Here is a 23,340-nt window from a genome sequence, read left to right as displayed (position 1 = left end):
CTCTTGCGAGGCAATGCGAATAGCGGGAGCTTCAATCGCAAGAAAAAAGCCCGCTTTCGCGGGCAACCCTTCTCGACACGACACACAACCACTTCAACCCTTCGTCGCCCCAAACGTCAAACCGGCGACAAAATGCTTCTGCATCGCAAAGAACATCGCCACCGACGGCAATGCCGCGAGAATCGATCCCGCCGAAACGAGATTCCAGGCCGTAGTCCACTGCCCTTTCAACGCGGCCACGCCCACGGTAATCGGCGCGGCGTCGTCACCTTGGGTCAGACACAGCGCCCAGAAGTAGTCGTTCCAGACGAACGTGAACACGAGAATTGCCAATGCCGCGAGCGCCGGCCGGATCAACGGCAGCACGATCTTGAAGAACACGGTCCACTCATTCGCGCCCTCGATGCGCGCCGCCTCGACCAGTTCGAACGGCAACTGTTTGATGAAGTTGCGCAGAAACAGCGCGCAAAATCCGGTCTGAAACGACACATGAAACAGAATCAGCGCACTGACGGTATTGAACAGACCGAGTTGCAGCGACAAATCCCGCACCGGAATCATCAACACCTGCACCGGCACGAAATTCCCTGCCACGAACGTCGCGAACAAGGTCGAATTACCGCGGAACCGGTAGATCGCCAGCGCGAATCCGGCCATCGCCGCCAATGCAATCGAGCCCACTACGGCAGGCACCGTGATCAACACGCTGTTCCAGAAGTAATGCAACATCGGCGACGTGGTCAGTGCCTCGCGATAGTTATCGAACATCGCGAAGTGCTTCGGCCATCCCCAATAGTTGCCCTCGCTCAGCTCTTCCGTCGAACGTACGGACGTGACGAGCACGGCGATCATCGGCAGCAGCCAGATCACCAGCGCGACCGGCAGCGTCAATTTGTACATGCGGCGAGTGGCCGGCTTCCATTTGTCGATGGGAATCGGAAACATGGTCGGCTCCTTATTGCTCGGCGCGCAGCATCCGCCGCAAGTGATAAACGATGTACACCAGCATGATGGCGAATAGCACGACCGCCACCGCCGCCGAATAGCCGATGCGGTAGTACTTGATCGCCTGGTCGTACATGTAATACGCGAGCACGGTCGAGCTTTCGAACGGACCGCCGCTCGTCATCACCGAGATCAGATCGAAGCTGCGCAGCGCCCCGATGATGGTCACGACGATCGCCATGAACGTGGTCGGGCGCAGTTGCGGCAGGATCACGTGCCACAGCATCGACCAGCCGCGCGCGCCTTCCATGCGCGCGGCCTCGATCTGTTCAGCGTTCAGCGACGTCAGCCCGGTCAGATAGAGAATCATGCAATAGGCGGTTTGCGGCCACAGCGCCGCGAACACGATGCCGAACGTCGCATAGCGTGGGTCGCCGAGTACCGGCACGCCGTGGCCGAGAATCGTGGCGAGCAGGCCGAAGGTCGGGTCGTAAAACCACGAGAAGATCAAGCCGACCACCACGCCCGACAACACGAACGGCGCGAAAAATAGCGATTTGACGATACGGATGCCGGCCACCGCCTGATTCAGATACAACGCGACGGCGAGTCCCATCGGCGGAGCGAGCAGGAACAGCAGCAACCAGATGACGTTGTTCTTCAGCGCCGTATAGAACGTCTGCGCATGGAACAACTCCACATAGTTCGCGAGGCCGATGAACGACGGCTCGCTCATTCCATCCCAGTTGAAAAAACTCAGGCGGATGGTCGACAGGATCGGCCACACCACGTAGATGGCCACCATCACGCAGGCCGGCGCGAGGAACAGAAAAGCGGCGCGCCGCTGCCGGCGCGCGGTGGGCGACGGACCGCGGCGCCGTGCGCCGGCCGGTTTGCCGCCGCGCACGGCGCCGCCCGGTGCGGGCAAGCCCGGGCCGCCAGGTTCAGCAGGACCGCCGACAGTGTGGCGGGTGACGGAATGCGACACGATCATTCTCCAGATCCAGATCCAACTTCAACTCCAATGCAACGGAAGGCGGCCTCGCGGCCGCCACCGCTCACTTCTTGTAGATCCGCTTGCGCGTCTGCTCGAGTTGCGCGAGCACATCGTCGAGCTTCGTGGGGTCGGAGATGAACTGCTGCATCCCCTTCATGCCTTCGTCGGCCATTTCCTTGGTCATATCACGATCATAGAATTGCGCGATACCGCCTTTGGTGTTCGCAAGAATCTGGAAGCCGATCTTGGAGATCGGATCTTCCGGTTCCGGCGACTTGCTGTTCGCCGACAGCGAGCCGAGACCAGTCGCCAGCTTCGCGCCGATTTCAGGTGTCTCGACGAACGCCAGGAACGTGTGCGCATCCGCCTTGTTCTTCGCCTTCGACGGAATATGCAGCGACTCCACCGGACCGTCTTCAGCAGTCGGCACCTTCGCGTCGATGATCGGGAACTGGAAGTAGCCCATTTCCGGCTTCACGTTCGGCGGGAAACCCGCTGTGATGAACGTGCCCATCAGCATCATCGCCGCCTTGCCCTGGAACAGGAACGGCTGCACCGAATCGAGATCGTAGGAGAGCGAGTTGTCGATGAAATAGCCCGCGTCGATCAATTGCTTCCACGTCGTATAGACCTTCTTCACGCGCGGATCGGTGTACGGAATCTCGCCCGCCATCAGTTTCTGGTGGAACGCATTGCCGTTCACGCGCAGGTCGAGATAATCGAACCAGCCCGCGAGCGTCCATGCGTCGCGGCCCGCCACGGCGATCGGCGTGATGCCGGCGGCCTTCAGCTTCTTGCAGTCTTCGAGGAACTGATCCCAGGTTTTCGGCTCGCCGCCAATACCTACCTTTTGAAAGAGATCCTTGCGATAGAACATGCCCCACGAGTAGTACACGGTCGGCGCGGCGTACTGCTTGCCCTTATACGACGACGCTTCCTTGGTCGACGCATACATCTCGTTCCAGCCGTTCTTCGACCAGTCGCCGCTCAGGTCTTCGAACAGACCGCGCTGCGCGTAATAGGCCATGCGTTCGCCGTCATGCCAGTTGACGATATCGGGCGCGACTGTCGTCAGCCAGCCGGGCAATTGCACCTTGTACGCTTCTTCGTCGACGAACGACACTTTCACGTCGATGCCGGGATGCGCCTTCTTGAAGTCGTCGATGACCGACTGCCAGACCGCGCGCTGGCTCGCGCCCTTGAACGCGATATTGGCCGTGAGCGTGCCCGCCTGTGCCGTGCTGACGGCTGACGTCCCCACCGCCGCGGCGGCCAGCGCGAGTGCCAACAGAATCTTGCGTGGTTTCAGTTTCATGTTGCCTGTCTCCTTGATTCCTTGATTTTGCGTCGTTGTCGTTACTGCTTGGAATTTCATCGGACACTGCGTCGGTGCATCAGACCGTCATCGTGATCGATAGACGGCCACGCCCTGTGGTTCGATCGCGGGCGAACCGAACACGAAAGCGTCGTCGGCTACACCGGCGAGCGTGTGCGCTTCGTCGCCGTAGTTGAACACGTAGGTCAGCGCGCCGCGGCGGCTCACTCGCACGCCGTCGCCGAGCGGCATCGTTTCGAGACCCGCTTCCTGTGCGATCCGCGCAAACAGACGCACCGTGAACGCGTCATCGAACAGACTCGCCAGGTAATGGAACGCTCCGCCTTGTACATACGCGGGATGGCCGTCCGCGAATCGGGCGCGCACGTCGAGCGATTCCGCCGAGTCGCTGTCGATGAAATCACGCCAATGACGCGCGAAACCGTCTGCTTCGCTCGCGTCCCCGGTACCAGCGAGCCGCACCGCTTCAGTCACGTTCGGCCGCATCGATTCGACGCGCCACACGCGCAGCGGCAGCACCGAAGCCAGCGCACCGGGCGGCAGGTTCACGGGAATCTGCAAATCTTTAGTCTTCGAACCCGTGCGCGGTCCGAGCACAACCTGCGCACCCGAACTCGCCAGACGCTCTGCAAACTCCGCAGGCACGACCGGCAGCGGCGGCACGACGATCAGGCTGTAGCCGTCCAGCGGCGCGTCGACCGGCAAGATATCCACGTCGAGGCCGAGCGAACGCAACGCCGAGTAATACTCGAAGGCGAAGCGCGGATAGTGAAAGTCCGCTCCCTGCGGATGAATCTCGAACAGCCACTTCGCCTCGTAGTCGTAGACGAGCGCGACTTTCGAACGGATCGTGGCATTGGCGTCGGCATTCGCGGCGAGCACCGTGCGAATCTCGCCGGCAACCTGTGCAGCCTCGTTGCCGCCCACGTCGAGCCGGTTATCGGGCGTGTTCAGTCCCGCATGCATCTGTTCCTGCGCGAACGGCGCCTGACGCCAGCGGAAATACGACACGCAACCCGCGCCATGCGCGAACGCCTCCCAGCTCCACAGCCGCACCATGCCCGGCAGCGGCGCCGGATTCCACAGCGCCCAGTTCACCGGACCCGGCTGCTGCTCCATCACCCAGAACGGCAGCTTCGACATGCCACGATAGACGTCGTGATTGAACGACGCGAAATCCGGATGCCCGCTGCGCAGCCAACGCGCCTTCACCTCCGGCGCGAACCATTGCTCTTCGAGCGCGCCGAGCGGATAGCTGTCCCACGTCGCCACGTCGAGATCGGCGGCGACCTTGTAGTGATCGAACTCGGTGAAAAGCTGCATGAAGTTGTGCGCGACCGGCCGACCCGGCGAATGCGCGCGGATGATCTCGACCTGCATGCGGTTATAGCGCGCCACTTCGTCGGACGCGAAACGCCGATAGTCGAGGCGATGCGAAGGATGCGCTTCCGTCACGGTCGCCACCGGCGCGTCGATCTCTTCGAAGCTGCGGTACTCCATGCTCCAGAACACCGTGCCCCACGCGCAGTTCAACGCGTCGATGGTGTGATAGCGCGCTTTAAGCCACTCGCGAAAGCGCCCCACCGCCGCCGGCGAATAACTGACCACCGTGTGGTGGCAGCCGAACTCATTGTCGGTCTGCCAGTAAGCGACAGCCGGATGCTTGCCGTAGCGCTCGGCCACCGCCGTGCAAATCTTCTGCGATGCGGTGAAATACGACGGCGACGAGAAGTCGTAATGACGCCGCGAACCGAACGCACGCGGACGGCCATCGGCGCCGACCGGCAGAATGTCGGGATGACGATCGATCAGCCACTTCGGCGGCGTCGCTGTCGGCGTGCACATCACCACCTGCAGGCCGGCTGCGCCGAGCACATCGATCGAGCGGTCGAGCCAGCCCCAATCGTATTCGCCAGGCGTCGGCTCGATCCGGCTCCAGGCAAATTCGGCGATCCGCACCTGTTCGATGCCGAGGGCTTTCATCCGGCGAGCGTCGTCTTCCCACATCGACTCCGGCCAGTGTTCCGGGTAATAACAGACTCCAAGGCGCATCCAAATGTCCTCTATGCGTAGTGTTCGACGGATTCAAGCGAAGCGGCGGCAAAGCCGTCTTCGGTAAACAAATGGCAGGCGGACGGCGGCACGCGCAAGCTCGCGCTCTCGCCGGGCGCGAGGCGCGTATTGCCCGGCGCTTTGGCGATCAGCGCGGCGCCGCCGGGCTGATCGAGGTGGACGTAGCTGTGTTCGCCGAGCTGTTCGACGAGCGACACGGTGCGCGTCAGCACGGCGTCGTCAGGCGCGACGGAAGACGGATCGACAAATTCCAGGTGTTCAGGGCGCACGCCGAGCGTGACCGCTTGCGAGGTTTGCAACCCCGCGCCGTTCACCGGCACGCGCACGGTTTCTTCCGTGTGATCGAGCGTGACGGTCACGCCTTGCGCATCGACCGAGGCCACTCTTCCCGGCAGAAAATTCATGCGCGGCGAACCGATGAAACCCGCGACGAAGCGGCTCTTCGGACGGTGGTACAACTCAAGCGGCGCGCCGATCTGCGCGATGCTGCCGTAGCGCTCGGTGTCCTTACCGGCATGCAGCAGCACGATCTTGTCGGCGAGCGTCATCGCTTCGATCTGGTCGTGCGTCACATAGACCACGCTGGCTTTGGCGAACTGCTTATGCAGCCGCGCGATCTCGATGCGAGTCTGGCCACGCAGCGTGGCATCGAGATTGGAAAGCGGCTCGTCGAACAGAAACACGCCAGGTTGGCGCACGATGGCGCGGCCGATCGCCACCCGCTGCCGCTGGCCGCCGGACAACGCCTTGGGCTTGCGTTCGAGCAAGGCTTCCAGTTGCAGGATGCGCGCGGCTTCTCGCACCTTGCGGTCGATTTCATCCTTCGGGGTTTTTGCGAGCTTCAGGCCGAACGCCATGTTCTCGAACACGCTCATGTGCGGAAACAGCGCGTAGCTCTGGAACACCATTGCCACGCCGCGTTGCGCGGCCGGCACGTCGTTCATGAGTTTGCCGCCAATCGATAGGTCGCCGTCGCTGAGGTCTTCGAGGCCGGCGATCATGCGCAGCAAGGTGGACTTGCCGCAGCCGGACGGACCGAGAAACACGCAGAAATCGTTTTCGCCGATCTCGAGATCCACGTCGCGGATCACCGGCGCGCCGTCGCCATACGCCTTCTGCACGCCTCTTAACGAAATGCTCGCCATTGCATCGACTCCGTGATTTAATCGGCTCGAAGTCGGAGATTAAGCGCTTAATCAGCAGGGCCGAAAAAAATCGATCGCTTGGGATCGTTGGGGCCTTGCCTGTCTCCGAGATCGTTTTGTTTGTGCGACAGATGGTGCCGCGCCTTGGCGCGTGATGCAAATGTCGGACAGCCGTCCCAAATACTGAAAACACCATGCCTACACTCAGCGAAGTCGCGCGTCATGCCGGCGTCACGCCGGCGACGGTATCCAACGTGCTGCGCAACCGTGGCCGGGTCGGCGCGACCACCCGGCAGCGCGTGCTCGAAGCCGTCGAAGCGCTTGGCTACCGCCCGCATCTCGCCGCTCGCGCGCTCGCCGAAGGTCGCGCGCCGACCCTCGCGCTGATGGTGTCGAGCATCGCCAATCCGTTCTATCCGGAGTTCGCGCTCGCCGTCGAACGCGCGGCGCGCACCAGCGGCCACTTCGTGATCATCTGCAATACGAACGAAGATCCGCACACCGGCCGCGCGTATCTCGACCAGATCGCCGGCACGCTTTCCGAGGGCGTGCTCGTGACGAACGCGAACCTCGATTTCGCCGATCTCCATACGACCGAATCGCGCGGCACGCCGGTGGTGCTGTGCATGTGGGAACGGCCTAACGAACCACCGGGGCTGCCGTGCGTCGCGGTCGATTTCCGGCGCGCGGGCGAACTGGCGGGTGCGCATTTGCTGGAGCTCGGCCATCGGCGGATCGGCGCGATTGTCGGCAGCAAAGCCTCGGGCATTCATGCGGCCCGTTACGAAGGTTTCGTCGATGCACTGCGCGCCGGCGGCGCGCCGAAAGGCCGTGTCAAACATGCGGCGGACACGATCCAGGGCGGCTACGAAGCGGCACGCGCGCTGCTCGAAAGCGATCCGAAGCTCACCGCGATTTTCGTGACCAACGACCTGCCCGCGCTCGGCGCGATGCACGCCGCCGCCGACCTCGGCCTGAACGTGCCGGCGGACCTGTCCGTGATCGGCATCACCGATATCCAGCTCGCGCGCGAGTCGCGCCCCGCGTTGACGACGGTCGCCGTACCGACGGTCGAAGTCGCCGGACTTGCGGTATCGCTGCTGCGCGAGTTGATCGAGTCGTCGTATGGACAGGCGGGTCGCCCAACGGCCAGCGTGCCGATGCGCATCGCCTCGCCGCCCGAACTGGTCGTGCGCGCATCCACGGGCGTACCGCGTTCGCGCTGATGTGGCCGTAACAGCATCACGGACGTTACGTAGCGAATCCTCGCTACGCGCGCGCCGCCTTCCTCACGCGCCGCCCGCAAACGCCTGCGGCAAGCGGTTCCACGGCCTACGGGCCGAAACGAGGCGGCAAGCGCTCGCGCCGCGCCGCTAAGCCGATTCGTCACGGACATCGTGATAACCGCGATGTCCGCGCACTTCAGGGTTCGCTGAATACCCTTGCGACGCAAACGATTTGGCGTCGAGAAAACCTCAATCAGCTTTCACTTTACTTTCACGCGAGCCAGGACTTTCCCCAAGCCCGAACGCTCGATCTCGCACCGCACCACTCCGCCGAATCCCCACCACATAAGGCGTGCAGCCAGCTGGCAGCTTTTCGCGCGCAATCTGCCATTCCGATGATTTCCTTGACGCGCGTCGACGCGCCTGCTGTACTAAATCAACCAAAGTGATTTAGGCGGCGAGAATCGACCCAAGTCCAGGTCGTTTCGAACCACCTTCATTTCGCAGCAGACCGCAAACCAGGTTGTCAGCACGCAGCGTTCGCGCAGGCAACCGCCAGTACCACAACGTCGTTGCCAAAAACCGGAGGAGCGTCCCATGAATCTGAATTCCCGCAGGCTTCCTGTCGCCAGGAAAATCGTGTCGATGTGCGTCGCGGCATCGGCGGTATGGTGTGCGAGCGCGAGCCAGGCGGCTGACCAGCCTGTCGTCGGCCTCATCACCAAGACCGACACCAACCCGTTCTTCGTGAAGATGAAACAGGGCGCGGAAGCGGCCGCCTCGAAAAACGGCGCGAAGCTGATCACCGCCGCCGGCAAATTCGACGGCGACAACGCGAGCCAGGTCACCGCCATCGAAAACATGATGACGGCCGGTGCGAAAGCGATCCTGATCACGCCGAGCGACACCAAGGCGATCGTGCCGAGCATCAAGAAAGCGCGCGCGGCCGGCGTGATGGTGGTCGCGCTCGACACGCCGACTGATCCGCAAGACGCGACCGACGCCCTTTTCGCCACCGACAACTTCAAGGCCGGCGTGCTGATCGGCAAGTACGCGAAAGCCGCGCTCAACGGCAAGCCCGCGAAGATCGCCACGCTCGATCTCGCGCCCGGCGTCTCGGTCGGCGTGCTGCGTCATAACGGCTTCCTGGAAGGCTTCGGCGTGAAGGAAGGCGATCCCTCGGTAGTCTGCAGCCAGGACACGCGTGGCGATCAGGCCAAGGGCCAGACGGCGATGGAAAACTGCCTGCAGAAGTCGCCCGACATCAACGTGGTCTACACGATCAACGAGCCGGCCGCAGCGGGCGCCTACCGCGCGCTCAAGGCGGCGGGCAAGGACAAGAGCGTGATGATCGTCTCCATCGACGGCGGCTGCGAAGGCGTGCGCAACGTCAAGGCTGGCGCCATTGCCGCGACCTCGCAGCAGTATCCGCTGAAGATGGCCTCGCTCGGCGTGACGGCCGGCGTCGAGTACGCGAAAACCGGCAAGAAAGTCTCCGGCTATCAGGACACCGGCGTGACGCTGATCACCGACAAACCGATGTCCGGTCTCGACAGCAAGGACACCAAGTTCGGCCTCGACAACTGCTGGGGCAACAAGTAACGCGCACTGAATAGAGTGGCCCGCCGCGTCGGGCCGCCATCGGATTTGCCGCGTGGCCAGAGCGCCACGCTCATGCATCGAGGTCATCCATCATGTCGACTCCTTCTGCGCCCGCCAGCCACTCACGTTCGTTCGCCGAACGCATGCCATCGCTTGCCGAAGTCGGGCCACTCATCGCGCTGGTGCTGGCTTGCGGCTTCTTCATTTCGCAGAGCAACCGCTTCCTGTCGTTCCAGAATCTCTCGCTGATCCTGCAGCAAACCATGGTGGTCGCGGTCATCGCCATCGGCCAGACGCTGATCGTGCTGACCGGTGGCATCGATCTCTCCTGCGGCATGGTGATGGCGTTCGGCTCGATCATCATGACCAAATTCGCGGTGACACTCGGCGTACCGCCGGCCCTCGCGATTCTCTGCGGGGTCGGCGCGAGCACGCTGTTCGGCGCCCTCAACGGCGTGCTGATCACGCGCATCAAACTGCCCGCCTTCATCGTCACGTTGGGTACGCTGAATATCGCCTTCGCGCTCACGCAGATCTATTCGAACGCGGAGAGCGTGTCGAACCTGCCAGACGCGATCATGTTCTTCGGCAACACGTTCAAGCTCGGCCCCGCGGATGTCACCTACGGCACCGTGCTCACCTTGCTGATGTATCTGGCCACGTGGTTTGTGTTGCGCGATACGGTGCCGGGCCGGCATCTGTACGCGCTGGGCAATAATCCCGAGGCCGCGCGGCTCATGGGTCTGTCGTCGCAGAAGATTTTGCTGACCGTGTATTCGCTGGCCGGCGCGATTTACGGCATCGCCGCGCTGTTGTCCGTGTCGCGTACCGGCGTGGGCGATCCGCAGGCGGGGCAAACCGAGAATCTCGACAGTATTACCGCGGTCGTGCTCGGCGGCACGAGTCTGTTCGGCGGACGCGGCTCGATTGTCGGCACGCTGCTCGGCGCGTTGATCGTCGGCGTGTTCCGCAATGGGTTGACTCTGATCGGCGTCTCTTCGGTCTACCAGGTGTTGATCACCGGCATGCTGGTGATTCTCGCGGTAGCCGCGGACAAACTTTCCCATCGTCGCGGTTGAACGCTCTAGAGGAGCCCGTCATGTCGACACCTACTTCCGTTTCTTCCGCGATGCCCGTTCTGCAGGCGCGCGGACTCATCAAACGCTATGGCAACGTGACCGCGCTCGACGGTTGCGACTTCGAAGTGTTGCCCGGCGAGATCATGGCCGTGATCGGCGATAACGGCGCGGGAAAATCGTCGTTGATCAAGGCCCTCTCCGGCGCCACGGTGCCGGACGAAGGCGAGATTCTGCTCGACGGCAAGCCGGTCAAATTCCGCAGCCCGCTGGATGCCCGCGCACAAGGCATCGAGACGGTGTATCAGGAACTCGCGGTGGCGCCCGCCATGAGCATCGCCGAAAACCTGTTCCTTGCGCGCGAACTGCTCAAACCCGGCTGGCGCGGCTCGATCTTCAAGATGATCGACAAGCGCCGCATGCTGGACGAAGCGACCGCGCATATGAAGGACCTGCAGATCGGCATTCGTTCGATGCGCCAGGCCGTCGAAACACTCTCGGGCGGCCAACGCCAGGGCGTGGCCGTGGCGCGCAGTGCGGCGTTCGCGCGGCACGTGGTGATTCTCGACGAGCCTACCGCCGCGCTCGGCGTGAAGGAAGGCAACATGGTGCTGGAACTGATCCGGCGCGTGCGCGATCGCGGCTTGCCGGTGATCCTGATCAGCCACAACATGCCGCACGTGTTCGAGATCGCGGACCGCATTCATATTCAGCGACTCGGCCGGCGCGCGGCGCTCGTGAACAGGAAAGACATCCACATGTCGGAGGCGGTGGCAATCATGACCGGCGCAAAGGAAGCAGACGTCAAGGCGATTGCATGATGCGTGCATCCTGCTGAGCGGGCTCTCACCATGGAAACCACCGGCACCCGCTCGCCCCTCAAACGCACGGTCGGCTCGAATCAGGTCGGCATGCGGCAGTTCAACGAGCGTATCGTGTTGCAGACGATACGCTTGCATGGGCCGCTGCCGAAAGCCGACGTGGGCCGCCTCACACGTCTTTCGATGCAGACCGTGTCGATGATCGTCGAGCGTCTCATCGACGACGGCCTGCTCGAAAAGCAGGCGCGCGTGCGCGGCAGGATCGGCCAGCCGTCGGTGCCGATCGCGTTGCGCGCGCAAGGCGCGTACACCATCGGCATCAAGGTGGGACGCCGCAGTCTCGACGTGCTGGCGATGGATTTCGCCGGCCACGTGGTGCACCGCGATGTCTTAGACTACGCGTATCCCGATCCACGCACGCTGTTTCCCGCGCTCGAAAATAAACTCGCGCGCGTGAATCAGACGCTCGGCGCGAAGGCCAGCCAGGTGGTCGGCGTGGGCGTTGCGGCGCCTTTGTGGCTCGGCGGCTGGCGTGACTTTCTCGGCGCGCCGCCCGACGCGCTCGAAGCGTGGAACGAGATCGATCTGCGCTCGCGCATCGGCACCATGACCGGCCTGCCCGTCGAGTTCGCCAAAGACACCACGGCCGCCTGCGCCGCCGAACTCGTAATGGGCCAAGGTCGCGGCATCCACAATTTTCTATATCTGTTCGTCGGCACGTTTATCGGCGGCGGTCTCGTCATCGACGGCCGTTTGCATGGCGGCCCGCACGACAACGCGGGCGCGGTCGGCTCGATTCCGCTGCGCGAAGGCGGCGCGCGCAAACCCGCGCGCCAATTGCTGCACGCGGCGTCGGGCTTCGTGCTCGAAAAGCTGTTGACCGATGCGGGCGCGCCGGCCGCGGCGGCGCACGATCATCGCGCGTTGTCGCCGGAGATGTGGCGGCATACCGAGCAATGGCTCGATAGCGCGTGTCCCGCGATCGCCAATGCACTGACCAATGCGGCCGCCCTGCTCGATCTCGAAGCGATCGTGATCGACGGCGAACTCGACCGGCAACTGGTGCGTGAAATCATTCGCCGCACCGAGCGCGTGCTCGACCGCTTCGAATGGGAAGGCATGGTGCGTCCGCAATTACTGGAAGGCGCGATCGGCGCCGATGCGCGTGCAATGGGCGGCGCGATTCTGCCGCTCTACGCGCATTTCGCGCCGGTGCATGAGCTTTTCCTGAAGCCGGCGGCGGAAACGGGTTATTAAGCGCGGCCGGTGTGATGCATCTCCATCGACACCGGCACGCTTCACCTCATGCTCATTGCGCGGCAACCTTGGTGACGGAAGCCGTCTTTGCAGGCGAATCGTTCAGCAACGGCTGCAACACCGGCGCGAGCGACTTCAGCAATTGCACCGACAGCGCGCTCGTGAATTCGTAATGCGCGGCATACGGTTCATGCACCCACGCGGTCAAGGTGCCGTAGAACCGGTCGCCCATCGCGAACACGAAGGTCGCGCTGCGGTTCACCTTGCGCGACTCGATCAGCCGGGCGCCTTTGGCGAACACATTGAAGCGCTGATCGCCGGTACCGGTCTTGCCGTACACCTCGAGCGTCTGGCCGTCGGGGAACGTCATGCCTTGCGCGAGACGGCGCGCCGTACCGCCCGTCACCACATCGCGCAACAGCACTTTTACGACGCCGGCAATTTCCGGCGACAACTGCTGTTGCGGCGCCACCGCCGCGCGCTGGAAATGCGTTTCGTAAGGCGTGTCTTTCGCGAAGTCGAGTTGCGTGAGGCTTTCGGTCGGCACCTTGTTGCCGTTGTTGGCGATCACGCCGATCAGTTGCGCGAGCGCGGCCGGCCGGTCGCCCGACGCGCCGATTGCCGCGGCATACGAAGGCGTGAGCGTCGCGAACGGATAGCCGAGCGCCTGCCATGATTTGCCGATCGCATCGTAGGCGCGCAGTTCGACCATCCGTTTGATGCGGCGGTCTTGCGTCGCGTGATAGCGCGTCTTGAAGAGCCACGAATACGTCGACAGACGCACGTCGCGGCTCGCGGTCTGGATCTGTTCGAGCGTGGCGTCGGGATGCTCACGCAGATAGTTGAGCGTCCACAGTTCCAGCGGATGCACGCTCGAAATATAGCCGCGATCGTTTAGATTGAAGCGGTCGATTGCGTATTTGGCATAGAGGTTCGCCAGGTCTTCGTCGTCGAGCACGGAGGCGGCCGGTGTGTTTTTCAACGCCGCGCGCATCTTGACGTTGAACCACGCATTCGACTCGTCCGGGGCGACACTGCGCAACACCGTCGCCACTTTGGGCGGCGATTTGCGCACGCCGAGCAGCAGCAGCGCCAACGCCTGATCGGGTGTCTTGCCGTGATACTTCGTGTAGAAACGATTCATGTACACGCGGCTTTCCTGATCGGCGAAGCGCGTCAGATACATCTTGCGCATCTCAGGATCGCCCAGCCATTGCGACGACGGCCCGGTGGTCTGCACCATTTCGTAATGCACGATGTCGCGCATCAGCCGCACGAACACCAGATTCACCGAATGCTGGAACGCGCGGTGCACCGTCAGGATGCGGCTGTTGTCGTCGGATTCGAAATTGTTGAAGGTCTGCGCGCCGCCGCCCGTGTAGAACGTTTCACCGGGACTGGCCGAATATTTGCGCTCCACGGCCGCGTCGAGCATGGCTTGCAGCGAACGGTCCGAGGTGTGCGCGAAATAGTCGAGCGACCAGCGCGTGAGCTGATCGTTTGGATCGTACTTCACAGCTTTCAGTTCCGCTGTGCTCAGCGGTGCATAACGCTTGTGCAGGTCGGAGACGATCTGCAAATACGTCACCACGGTACGCAGTTTCGCCGTCGAACCGAGATTCAGACGAGCGCCGGAGTTGATGTCGAACGGCTGGTTGACGCTGTCGGTTTGAACCCGCACGAGGTTGGCGCCGTCGCGCCGCTCGAACAGCGTGAAGCTATAGGCGATCCTCGACGGATCGTCCGACGCGCGCAGCATTTCAAAGCCGACCAGACCCGCGGCTTTCGCGCCGTCGCGCGTGGCGGCAGCGGCGAGCCGTTCGCTCACGGCCTGCTGAACGGCATTGTTGAGGGTGCCCTTCGCCTGCAGATCGAGGCGATCGAGTTCGTAAAAACTCGGAATGCCGAGCGCGGCGAGCAGATGCGAACGCATGGACGTCACCGCCTTGCGCGACACGAACGAATCCGCGCTGGCTGTTTTGACGGGCGCGCGGTGCAAATCGACCACCGCGGACAGCGCGGCGTCGCGCAACGGGATCGAAACGATGCCGCCGTTCGCCAGCAGCCGCAGATAACTGTCGGTCAGCCGTTCGAGTTCCGTGTAGCCGTGATGCAGGAAATACGACGGCGCACGTTGCGCGATCATCAACGAAAGCACCTGCCGGAACGCCACGCCCTGCTCCGGCAGATTCTGTTCGGTCGACGGCGCTGTCAGGATGCGGTTGACGTCATCGAAATCGCGGCCATACCAGGCGGCGAGGCCGTCGCCGATACCGTTGATTTCGCCGATGCCCGGCTGCGCGGCCAGCGGCACCGAGTTGAGATAGTGGACCACGATCTGCCGGCGCGCCGGCATGGTTTGCGGGCCGTTCAGATAGGCGCGCACCGAAGCCGATGCGATCTGCCGCAATTTCTCCGGCGGCGTTGCTGTGCGGCCGCCCGCCGAGTGGCGGAATTTTTCGATCTGTGTGGCGAGTGTGCTGCCGCCGGGCTGCGACTGATGGTGATTGAACACGCGCACACCCTGATCGGCCAACGCGCGGCTGAAGCGCCCCCAGTCGATCGCCGGATTGCGGTTCGGCTGGTTCGGATCGAGCAGATAGCGGTCTTCGATAAACAGCAGCGAGTTCACGACCAGCGGCGGAATCGCGTCGAAGTCGTCGTACACGCGACCGGGAAACTGCGCGTCAAAAAGCGGCGCGCCGGTGCCGTCGAAGAGTTGCAGGCCCGCGCGATCTTTTTCTTCGTAGGGCAGAAAGAGGCCGTTATCCGCCAGCGACAGCATCCGCTCGGAATCGCGCGCCTGGGCGGTGATTTCGAAGCCGCGTTGCAGCAGGCGCTGCTGGATCGACGGCAGCAACGCGTAGCCCAGACGGCTGTCGTAAGGGCCTTTGTCGGCTTGGGGAAAGCGGATGGAATGACTGGGACCGTCGGCGACGGAAAAACCCACGTCGCGAGTCAATTCGGAGAGATAGTGCGCCTGCAATCGCGAGGTTTCGATCTCGTTCTGGCAAAAGCGTGCCGCCAATGCCAGCGCGAGCAAAAATGCCGCCACCAGCGCCCATTTGAACCACTTGCGCACAGACGCCGTGCCTGCCGCGCGAAACGGTAGCCGAACCAGTGGCCGATTCATGTGCTCTCCCCGAGCGGACGCCGGTTTCTTTTGGCCCGGCGCACCTTCAAAGCAGTGTAGCGCGGAACGCGAAGCTGCGATCCGTTCGGATTTACCCGAGAGTGTCGCGGCTACAACACTCGTTTGCGAAGCATGGCGCGGCGCGAATTGCCATGCGATATTGAGCGTCTTTCCTGTGATGAAAAACCGCCGCTTCAGGCGGTTTTTTGCTTTCGTGTCGCGTGTTCGGGCAGCCGTTCTGGTGCCTGCTCGATCGGCTGCGCGCACAGCAATTCGATGAACTGTTCCGCCGGCGGCGACAGCACACCGCCCTTGCGCTGCACGATGCCAAAAGTCTGCGAAGGCGACTTGAGCTTCACCGGCACGAGGCGCAGCATTTTTTGCCGAACGAACAAGGCGGCGATCGCCGTCGGCAACAGCGAAACCAGATCGTGACTGCTTTGCAGGAGCGCCACCGTCACGAACGTCGAGGCCGTGGAAACCGGGTTATCCGGCATCTGCAGACCGGCCAGATCCATCTCACGTTCGAGCAGCGCGTGCAGCGGCATATGCGACGGATACATCACCCAACGGTGACCGGCCAGATCGCGCAGTTTCACCTCTTTCTTCGGCAACGGCGGATGGCCGTAGCCGACCACCACCGACAACGGCTCGTCGCCGAGCGGACGATAGTGATATTTCGACGGATCGGCCGCCACCGCCGCGCGGCCGATCACCAGATCGAGCCGGCCGTCGTCGAGTTGCTGCAGCATGCGAGCGCTCGTGTCTTCCACCACTTCGACGGAAAGATTCGGCTGCCCGGCATGCAATTGATTCAGCGCCGGCACGACGCACTCCGGAATCGCGCCCATGATCGCGCCGATCGCGAGCCGCCCGCCGCGCCCGGAACGGATCTCGGCGACGTCCTGGCAGAGCGCGGTGAGATCGGTCGTCATGAGGCGCGCGTAGCGGATCACGCAGTGGCCGAGCTGGTTCGGGATCATGCCGCTTTTCGAGCGCTCGAAGAGCGGCGCGTCGAGCATCGACTCCAGTTCCTGCAAGGCCTTGCTGGCGGCTGACTGCGTCATGGACATCGCGCCGGCGGCTTTGTGCAGCGACTTCAGGTCGTCGAGTGCGATCAGCAATTGAAGTTGCTTCATGCGCAGCTTCGACAGCAGGACGTTGAGGGTGTCTTTCATGGCGGCGTGGCGGGGTTGAAGCGGAGGTGAGTCGCAAAAGCGATCACAAGATGGAAACAATTCAATATACCCGCCGTGTTCAGCGCCGTATAGTCGGCTTTGGAGACATTCCAACGCCAACAAAACGCCCACCACCATGACCCAGTCATCCCACTCTGCTGCATTGCGCGGCGTCTTCCCCGTCGCGCCGACCATCTTCGACGACGCCGGCCGTCTCGACCTCGAAGGCCAGAAACGCTGCATCGACTTCATGATCGACGCGGGTTCGAACGGGCTGTGCATTCTGGCGAACTTCTCCGAACAGTTCGCCCTCTCCGACGACGAGCGCAATACGCTGATGCACGTGGTACTCGACCACGTCGCGGGCCGCGTGCCGGTGATCGTCACGACCACGCATTTCAGTTCATACCAGTGCGCCGAGCGCAGCCGCAGCGCGCAGGCCGCGGGCGCCGCGATGGTCATGGTCATGCCGCCGTATCACGGCGCGACGATCCGCATCGGCGAACGCGGCATCTACGAGTTCTATCGCACCGTGTCCGACGCGATAGGTATCCCGATCATGATTCAGGATGCGCCGGTCAGCGGCACCCCATTGTCCGCGCCGTTTCTCGCCCGCATGGCGCGCGAGATCGACAACGTGTCGTACTTCAAGATCGAAGTGCCGCAGGCGGCGAACAAGCTGCGCGAGCTCATCGAACTGGGCGGCGATGCAATCGTCGGTCCGTGGGACGGCGAAGAGGCGATCACGCTGATGGCCGATCTGGATGCGGGCGCAACCGGTTCGATGACGGGCGGCGGCTACGCCGACGGCATCCGTCTGATCATCGACGCCTATGCGGCCGGCGACACCGAGGCGGCCGCCGCGCACTATCAGCAATGGCTGCCGCTGATCAACTACGAAAACCGCCAGGGCGGCCTGGCATCGTGCAAGGCGCTGATGAAGGAAGGCGGCGTGATCCGGTCGGACGCGGTACGCCATCCGTTGCCGCAGATGCATCCCGCCACGCGCGAAGGACTGTTGAAGGTTGCGCGGCGGCTCGATCCGTTGGTGCTGCGCTGGGGTCGTTAAAGCGCGCCTCGAAACAGCCGCGGCAAACTGAACCGACAAAAACCACACGAACAAATAAGCCCATTCCGGTCCGGGCGGTTGCCGACGAATCGCCAACCGCCCGGACCTGATCTCAGGAATGAGCCGTGCACCCCGTGCTTTGTCATGCCGCCCGCGACGCCTTATCCCTCCTGCCTCGCTTGGCTCCGTTGCCGGCCTCCGGTTTTCGTCAGCCTGGCGCAACGGCCCTGCTCTCACTCACACGCACCCCGTGTCCTGACTGCCCTGAAAGCGCGGCGCGGCGCGCCCTATCGTCATGGCGCAAGCACACGCAACGCCGGGCTCTGCAGCCACATACGCAAACCTCGTCCTAACGGATGCAGTCCGACGAAAAAAAACCACATACAAGCTAGCGGAGAAGTTGAGTAACATAGGCGCGCAAGCTCACCCTGACTCCCTCCATGACCGCCAATCCTCGAGAACTGACGCCGGAAACGCTCGCCGAACTGCTCGAACGTGTCGCCAAACAAGATGGCGCGGCGTTACGCGAGCTTTATGATCTCGCCGCCCCGAAACTGTTCGGCCTCGCGCTCCGTATATTGAGCAAGCACGAGTGGGCCGAAGAAGTTTTGCAGGACAGCTTCGTCAATATCTGGCGCTTTGCCGGCGACTATCGCCGCGCATTGTCCGCCCCGATGACGTGGATGTCGGCGATCGTCCGCAACCGTGCTCTCGATCACCTGCGGCGGGTCAACACGCAGGAAACGGAATGGAGCGATGCGTTGGACGATCTCGTGGCGACCGGCGATCCGGATCCCGAAGCGCTGACCGCGGTCAGCCTGCAGGCGCGTTTGCTGGCCGGCTGCATGCAGCAGCTCGAACCCGCGCAACGCCAGGCGGTTGCCCTCGCGTATCTGCGCGATCAAAGCCATAGCGAGATCGCCGAAGTGCTGACCGTGCCGCTTGGCACCATCAAGTCATGGATCCGGCGCGGCCTCGCCAAGCTGAAGACCTGCCTGGGAGGCGAGTGATGAATTTCCATCGCTATCCTCAGCTCGTCGATCTGCTGGCCGCCGAATATGTGCTCGGCACGCTGCGCGGCAGTGCGCGGCGCCGTTTCGAACGCTACGCGGACCACGATACGACGATCCGCAAAGCCGTCGACGAATGGCAGCGGCGCATCTCGCCGATGGCCGAACTCTCCGAGCCGCGCATGCCGCCGGCCGCCGTTTGGGACGCCATCGAACGGCGGCTCGACCTCGCGGCCACGCGCGAGGCGGCACGTCCTCGCGCGGTGGTGAAAACACCCGCGCGGCCGTCGCGCAGCATCTTCGAGAACCTGGCGTTCTGGCGCGGCTGGGCACTCGGCGTCACGGGCCTCGCCGCGGTCGCCGTGGTGGTCGCCGTGCGCTCGCTGTTGCCGTCCGCCACACCGCCTGTCACGGCGCCGACCGTTGCTCAGCAACCCGAAACGGCGGTGTCGCATGTCGCCGTGCTGAACAACAAGGACGCGCATCCGGTCATGCTGGTCGCGTGGGACGAGGCGCATTCGACCATGACGGTGCATCCGCTTGGCAAGGTCGATCTGCCCGCCGGCCGGGCGATGGAACTGTGGGGCATTCCGGCGAGCGGCCATCCGGTCTCGCTCGGCATGCTGCCGGACAGCGCGAACGGCAAGGTTACGGCCGGCCAGCAGAAGCCGGAGAATTATGCAGCGCTGGCCGTGTCGATCGAAGCGCCGGGCGGCTCGCCGGATCACAACGCGCCGAGCGGTCCGGTGGTGTTCACCGGCAAGTTGCTGCCGGTGTCCTAGGCGTTTCATGATCAGCCAGACAAGCCCGGCATTCGCTCGACGCGGGTGCCGGCCTTTGTTTCATACGCGCCTCGACACCGGGATCGCGCGACGGCTGGACGCGAGCGCGCAATTGCCGCTACCCTAGCCGTTATGCAAAGCTTTTACGAAGCCACTGTCACCCGTTCGTCCGCCTATGCGCCGCTGGCTGGCCGGCGTAGCGCCAATGTCTGCATCATCGGCGGCGGCCTGGCGGGATTGTCCACGGCGTTGGGACTCGCTGAGCGGGGCGTCGCCGACGTCACCGTGCTCGAAGCCCGGCAGGTGGGTTTCGGCGCGTCCGGCCGCAACGGCGGATTCGTGTTCGGCGGCTATAGCCTCGATTGCGCCGATCTGCTCAAAACCCTCGGCGCCGTGCGCGCCCGCGAACTCTATACGCTGACCACCGACGCCGTCGATCTGATGCGCAAGCGCATCGCGCGCTATCACGTCGACTGCGACGCGACCGACGCCGGCGTGATCCTCGCCAACTGGTTCGACGAACCGGCGCGGCTCGAGTCGCAGCGGCGCCTGATGCGCGATTCGTTCGGCGTCGAGTGGGAACCGGTGGCGGCGCAGCAGCTCGCCTCGCAACTGAAAACGCGCCGTTATCACGGCGGTCTGTTCGAGCGCAACGCGTTCCACTTTCATCCGTTGAAATACGTCCTCGGCGTGGCCAACGCCGCGGCGCACGCCGGCGTGCAGATCCACGAGGATTCGCCGGTCGTGCGTCTGGAGCGCGACGGCGCTGGCTTCGTGGTGCACACGCAGCACGGCGCGCTCGACGCGCAACACGTCGTGATGGCGGGCGGCGGCTACGCGCGCCGCGTCTATCCGCGGGTCGAACGCGCGGTGCTGCCGATCGCCACCTACGTGATGGCGACCGAACCGCTCGGCGCACGCCTGCAAGACGCAATCGACACGCGCGCCGCCGTCTACGACACCCGCTTCGCCTTCGACTACTACCGGCCGCTGCCTGACACGCGCATTCTGTGGGGCGGCCGCATCTCGGTGCGCGACCGCGCACCCGAGGTGATCGCGCGCCTGTTGCAGCGCGATCTGCTGAAGGTCTATCCGCAGTTGCGCGACGTGCGGATCGAGTACGCGTGGGGCGGCCTGATGAGCTACGCGCGGCACAAGATGCCGCAGATCGGCCGTAGCGCGGATGGCGTCTGGTACGCGGTCGGCTTCGGCGGACACGGCATGGCGCCGACCACCGTATCCGGCGAACTGCTGGCGTCGGCGATTGCCGGCGAGCGTCCGGTGCCCGAGGCATTTGCGTCCTTCGGCCTCACGCCCGCTTACGGCGCGCTCGGTCTGGCGGCCGCGCAACTGACCTACACCGCCATGCAGACACGCGACGCGCTCGCCGCGCGCAGGCGGCCTGCTGTTTGACGTCGACCAATACATGGCCGCTCACGCCCGAGACCAGCTTTAGAGGCCAATTTCACCATGCTAGAATGCGCCGTCACTGCCGCTCGAATACACAATGAAAAAGGGAAGCAAGGCCGCCGAGCCTGATACCAACGGCATCCCGTCCGACAGTCCGCGTACCGACGCCCGGCGCAAGTACGATCCCGAACAGACGAAGCGCAACATCCTCGAGGTCGCGACCCAGGAGTTCTCCGCGATGGGACTGACGGGCGCACGCGTCGACGCGATCGCGGAGCGCACGAACACCACCAAGCGCATGCTGTACTACTACTTCGGCAGCAAGGAAGGGTTGTACCAGGCGGTGCTGGAAAAGGTGTATGGAGACATTCGCGCGCTCGAGCAGGATCTGCACGTCAGCGAACTCGATCCGGTCGAGGGCATGCGCGCGCTCGTCGAGTTTACGTTTGACTATCACGACCGTCAGCGCGATTTCGTGAGGCTCGTGACAATCGAAAATATTCACGGCGCCAAGTACGTCGAGCAGGTCAAGACGTTCAAAGGCCGCAACGTCACCGTGATTCATACGATCGAGGATCTGCTGGCGCGCGGCATTGCGGCTGGGCAGTTCCGCAGCGACATCGATCCGATCGACCTGCACTTATTGATCAGTTCGCTGTGCTTTCACCGCGTCGGCAATCGCCATACGTTCGGCACGGCGTTCGGCCGCGATCCGTCGCATCCGCGTTTGCGCGCGCGGCATCGCGCCATGATCGTCGATGCCGTGCTGCGGTTCGTGCGCAAGGACGATTGACGCAATCAGGCTTCAACTAAAAAACGGGACGCGGCTTTCGCCACGTCCCGTTTTTTTTGCCTGGCGCGAGGCCGCTCAATCCACCAGCACGATCCGCTTGATATCGCCGACGATAAAGATGTACGACAGCGCCCCGACCAGCGCGATCGCGCCGATGAACACCAGCGCGCCGACAAACGAGCCGGTTGCCGCGACGATGAAACCCACCACCAGCGGCGTCACGATGCCGGCCAGGTTCGCCGCGAAGTTGAAGATGCCGCCGGTCACGCCGAGCAGGCCATCCGGCGCGATGTCGGACACCAGCGTCCAGCCCAGCGCGGCCATGCCTTGCGCGAAAAACGCCACCGACAGGATCGCGATCACCGCCACGTTGCTGTCCACATAGTTGGCGAGAATGATGGTCGACGCGAGCAGCAGGCCGGCGATGATCGGCAGCTTGCGCGCCACGTTCGGCGACTTGCCGCGGCGCAGCAGCCAGTCGGAGAAGATACCGCCGAACATCACGCCGATCGACGCAGCAATGAACGGCATGATCGCGAAGAAGCCGATCTTCAGCCACGCCATATGGCGCTCGGTGGCGAGATACGTCGGGAACCAAGTGAGGAAGAACACCAGCGTCGAGTTGCCGGCGAACTGGCCGAGGCAAATGCCCGTCAGTTGACGATGCTTGAGCAGGCGTCCGATGGTGCGCCATTCGAAGCCGCCGCTTTTCGCCGATGCCGCCGCGCCCGTGTTGGCCGCCGCATCGGTGTCCTTCTTGCGATGCGTGAGACCGCCGCCGGCTTCGATATAGTCGAGCTCCGCCTGATTCGCCGACGGATGGTCGCGCGGCTCACGATAGAACATCCACCAGATCACGCCGAACACGAGGCCCACGCCGCCCACCACGTAGAACAGCGAACGCCAGCCGAACGCGCCCATCAGCATGAACAGGAACGGGCTGAAAAAAGCGAGGCCGATGTATTCGCCGACCGTGTAGGTGCCGGTCGCCATGGCGCGTTCGCTCTGCGGGAACCACGTGGCGACCACGCGGCTATTGGTCGGAAAGCACGGCGCTTCCGAGACACCGAGGCCGAGGCGGAACGCGAACAGCGCGCCGATGCCGTGCACCAGCCCTTGCGCGAGCGTGCACAGCGACCAGAAGGTCATCGACAGGAAATACGTCACCTTGCTGCCGAAGCGGTCGAGAAACAGGCCGCCCGGAATCTGCGCGGCCACATAGCTCCACGAAAACACGGAGAACAGCAGCCCCATCAGCGCGGCATTGATACCGAGTTCCTTGGTCAACTGCGGTGCCGCGATGCCGAGCACCGTGCGGTCGAGATAATTGATCATCGTCCCGACCGCGAGCAGCGCCAGAATCTGAAAGCGGGCTTTCGAGCGGCGCGTGGTGCTTACCGCGGCGCCTTGCGGCGTGGCGGCGTCGGCGGGACTGGATTGAATCGGTTGCTGCATGAAGTGTTCGTCTCCTCGATCTGGCTGTTACC

General features: G+C 63.5%; 18 protein-coding genes. 10 read left to right on the top strand and 8 right to left on the bottom strand.

The genetic code is table 11. From position 1 onward, the window contains the following. Positions 1-93: 93 nt before the first annotated feature. From HF916_RS16295 to HF916_RS16275, 5 genes are all read right to left on the bottom strand, one after another. Positions 94-945: a carbohydrate ABC transporter permease gene (locus tag HF916_RS16295; RefSeq protein ID WP_168789923.1), complete on the bottom strand. Its 852-nt coding sequence runs from the start codon at positions 943-945 to the stop codon at positions 94-96. A 10-nt stretch (positions 946-955) separates the two neighbouring features. Next, positions 956-1,939: a carbohydrate ABC transporter permease gene (locus HF916_RS16290; RefSeq protein WP_168789922.1), complete on the bottom strand. Its 984-nt coding sequence runs from the start codon at positions 1,937-1,939 to the stop codon at positions 956-958. A 64-nt stretch (positions 1,940-2,003) separates the two neighbouring features. Beyond that, entirely contained in the window at positions 2,004-3,257 is a 1,254-nt protein-coding gene (locus HF916_RS16285) for an ABC transporter substrate-binding protein (RefSeq protein ID WP_168789921.1), read from the bottom strand. 87 nt (positions 3,258-3,344) lie between these two features. Next, complete coding sequence (locus HF916_RS16280) at positions 3,345-5,330, bottom strand: beta-galactosidase (RefSeq protein ID WP_168789920.1); 1,986 nt, start codon at positions 5,328-5,330, stop codon at positions 3,345-3,347. Positions 5,331-5,341: 11 nt separating this feature from the next. Next, the gene (locus tag HF916_RS16275) at positions 5,342-6,496 is read right to left on the bottom strand and encodes an ABC transporter ATP-binding protein (protein WP_168789919.1); all 1,155 of its coding nucleotides are present in this window, start codon (positions 6,494-6,496) and stop codon (positions 5,342-5,344) included. A 194-nt stretch (positions 6,497-6,690) separates the two neighbouring features. Between HF916_RS16275 and HF916_RS16270 the strand changes: the two genes are divergently transcribed. The 5 genes from HF916_RS16270 to HF916_RS16250 all read left to right on the top strand — a co-directional run bounded on the left by HF916_RS16270 (position 6,691) and on the right by HF916_RS16250 (position 12,478). After that, positions 6,691-7,722: a LacI family DNA-binding transcriptional regulator gene (locus HF916_RS16270; protein ID WP_168789918.1), complete on the top strand. Its 1,032-nt coding sequence runs from the start codon at positions 6,691-6,693 to the stop codon at positions 7,720-7,722. Positions 7,723-8,319: 597 nt separating this feature from the next. After that, complete coding sequence (locus HF916_RS16265) at positions 8,320-9,324, top strand: sugar ABC transporter substrate-binding protein (protein ID WP_168789917.1); 1,005 nt, start codon at positions 8,320-8,322, stop codon at positions 9,322-9,324. A gap of 92 nt (positions 9,325-9,416) precedes the next feature. After that, a complete protein-coding gene (locus HF916_RS16260) occupies positions 9,417-10,403 on the top strand; it encodes an ABC transporter permease (protein WP_168789916.1) in 987 nt (328 codons plus the stop codon). Between the two features lie 20 nt (positions 10,404-10,423). Continuing rightward, positions 10,424-11,221, top strand: coding sequence for an ATP-binding cassette domain-containing protein (locus HF916_RS16255; RefSeq protein WP_168789915.1), 798 nt, complete (start codon positions 10,424-10,426; stop codon positions 11,219-11,221). 30 nt (positions 11,222-11,251) lie between these two features. Next, on the top strand, positions 11,252-12,478 hold the full coding sequence (locus HF916_RS16250) for an ROK family transcriptional regulator (RefSeq protein ID WP_168789914.1): 1,227 nt from the start codon (positions 11,252-11,254) through the stop codon (positions 12,476-12,478). A 52-nt stretch (positions 12,479-12,530) separates the two neighbouring features. On the opposite strand, the gene HF916_RS16245 is transcribed toward HF916_RS16250, so the two are convergent. Together HF916_RS16245 and HF916_RS16240 are read right to left on the bottom strand one after the other, a co-directional pair. After that, on the bottom strand, positions 12,531-15,611 hold the full coding sequence (locus tag HF916_RS16245; RefSeq protein ID WP_168789913.1) for a transglycosylase domain-containing protein: 3,081 nt from the start codon (positions 15,609-15,611) through the stop codon (positions 12,531-12,533). A gap of 194 nt (positions 15,612-15,805) precedes the next feature. Next, positions 15,806-16,789 (bottom strand): LysR family transcriptional regulator, encoded by a 984-nt coding sequence (locus tag HF916_RS16240; RefSeq protein WP_168789912.1) that lies wholly within the window; start codon positions 16,787-16,789, stop codon positions 15,806-15,808. 136 nt (positions 16,790-16,925) lie between these two features. Between HF916_RS16240 and HF916_RS16235 the strand changes: the two genes are divergently transcribed. The 5 genes from HF916_RS16235 (at position 16,926) to HF916_RS16215 (ending at position 21,853) form a co-directional block, all read left to right on the top strand. Continuing rightward, positions 16,926-17,858 carry a dihydrodipicolinate synthase family protein gene (locus HF916_RS16235; RefSeq protein WP_168789911.1) on the top strand — a complete coding sequence of 311 codons (933 nt, stop codon included), beginning with the start codon at positions 16,926-16,928 and terminating at the stop codon, positions 17,856-17,858. A gap of 440 nt (positions 17,859-18,298) precedes the next feature. Further along, positions 18,299-18,868 (top strand): RNA polymerase sigma factor, encoded by a 570-nt coding sequence (locus HF916_RS16230; RefSeq protein ID WP_168789910.1) that lies wholly within the window; start codon positions 18,299-18,301, stop codon positions 18,866-18,868. Beyond that, positions 18,868-19,650: an anti-sigma factor gene (locus HF916_RS16225; RefSeq protein WP_168789909.1), complete on the top strand. Its 783-nt coding sequence runs from the start codon at positions 18,868-18,870 to the stop codon at positions 19,648-19,650. Before HF916_RS16230 ends, HF916_RS16225 begins: the two co-directional genes overlap by 1 nt. A 132-nt stretch (positions 19,651-19,782) precedes the next feature. Continuing rightward, positions 19,783-21,063: an NAD(P)/FAD-dependent oxidoreductase gene (locus tag HF916_RS16220; RefSeq protein ID WP_168789908.1), complete on the top strand. Its 1,281-nt coding sequence runs from the start codon at positions 19,783-19,785 to the stop codon at positions 21,061-21,063. A gap of 94 nt (positions 21,064-21,157) precedes the next feature. Next, entirely contained in the window at positions 21,158-21,853 is a 696-nt protein-coding gene (locus tag HF916_RS16215; protein ID WP_168789907.1) for a TetR family transcriptional regulator, read from the top strand. A 75-nt stretch (positions 21,854-21,928) separates the two neighbouring features. On the opposite strand, the gene HF916_RS16210 is transcribed toward HF916_RS16215, so the two are convergent. Beyond that, positions 21,929-23,308: an MFS transporter gene (locus tag HF916_RS16210; protein WP_168789906.1), complete on the bottom strand. Its 1,380-nt coding sequence runs from the start codon at positions 23,306-23,308 to the stop codon at positions 21,929-21,931. Positions 23,309-23,340 lie beyond the last annotated feature (32 nt).

Source organism: Paraburkholderia aromaticivorans (assembly GCF_012689525.1).
In the GTDB taxonomy this organism is placed as follows: Bacteria; Pseudomonadota; Gammaproteobacteria; order Burkholderiales; family Burkholderiaceae; genus Paraburkholderia; species Paraburkholderia aromaticivorans_A.
This window is presented reverse-complemented; position numbering and strand designations above follow the sequence as displayed.

Bases quoted from the DNA above. Each gene is read 5' to 3' on its own strand.
- HF916_RS16250 (WP_168789914.1), top strand. From the start codon at position 11,252: ATGGAAACCACCGGCACCCGCTCGCCCCTCAAACGCACGGTCGGCTCG.
- HF916_RS16270 (WP_168789918.1), top strand. From the start codon at position 6,691: ATGCCTACACTCAGCGAAGTCGCGCGTCATGCCGGCGTCACGCCGGCG.
- HF916_RS16265 (WP_168789917.1), top strand. From the start codon at position 8,320: ATGAATCTGAATTCCCGCAGGCTTCCTGTCGCCAGGAAAATCGTGTCG.
- HF916_RS16225 (WP_168789909.1), top strand. From the start codon at position 18,868: ATGAATTTCCATCGCTATCCTCAGCTCGTCGATCTGCTGGCCGCCGAA.
- HF916_RS16260 (WP_168789916.1), top strand. From the start codon at position 9,417: ATGTCGACTCCTTCTGCGCCCGCCAGCCACTCACGTTCGTTCGCCGAA.
- HF916_RS16210 (WP_168789906.1), bottom strand. From the start codon at position 23,308: ATGCAGCAACCGATTCAATCCAGTCCCGCCGACGCCGCCACGCCGCAA.
- HF916_RS16215 (WP_168789907.1), top strand. From the start codon at position 21,158: ATGAAAAAGGGAAGCAAGGCCGCCGAGCCTGATACCAACGGCATCCCG.
- HF916_RS16245 (WP_168789913.1), bottom strand. From the start codon at position 15,611: ATGAATCGGCCACTGGTTCGGCTACCGTTTCGCGCGGCAGGCACGGCG.
- HF916_RS16240 (WP_168789912.1), bottom strand. From the start codon at position 16,789: ATGAAAGACACCCTCAACGTCCTGCTGTCGAAGCTGCGCATGAAGCAA.
- HF916_RS16220 (WP_168789908.1), top strand. From the start codon at position 19,783: ATGCAAAGCTTTTACGAAGCCACTGTCACCCGTTCGTCCGCCTATGCG.
- HF916_RS16230 (WP_168789910.1), top strand. From the start codon at position 18,299: ATGACCGCCAATCCTCGAGAACTGACGCCGGAAACGCTCGCCGAACTG.
- HF916_RS16255 (WP_168789915.1), top strand. From the start codon at position 10,424: ATGTCGACACCTACTTCCGTTTCTTCCGCGATGCCCGTTCTGCAGGCG.
- HF916_RS16285 (WP_168789921.1), bottom strand. From the start codon at position 3,257: ATGAAACTGAAACCACGCAAGATTCTGTTGGCACTCGCGCTGGCCGCC.
- HF916_RS16280 (WP_168789920.1), bottom strand. From the start codon at position 5,330: ATGCGCCTTGGAGTCTGTTATTACCCGGAACACTGGCCGGAGTCGATG.
- HF916_RS16235 (WP_168789911.1), top strand. From the start codon at position 16,926: ATGACCCAGTCATCCCACTCTGCTGCATTGCGCGGCGTCTTCCCCGTC.
- HF916_RS16295 (WP_168789923.1), bottom strand. From the start codon at position 945: ATGTTTCCGATTCCCATCGACAAATGGAAGCCGGCCACTCGCCGCATG.
- HF916_RS16275 (WP_168789919.1), bottom strand. From the start codon at position 6,496: ATGGCGAGCATTTCGTTAAGAGGCGTGCAGAAGGCGTATGGCGACGGC.
- HF916_RS16290 (WP_168789922.1), bottom strand. From the start codon at position 1,939: ATGATCGTGTCGCATTCCGTCACCCGCCACACTGTCGGCGGTCCTGCT.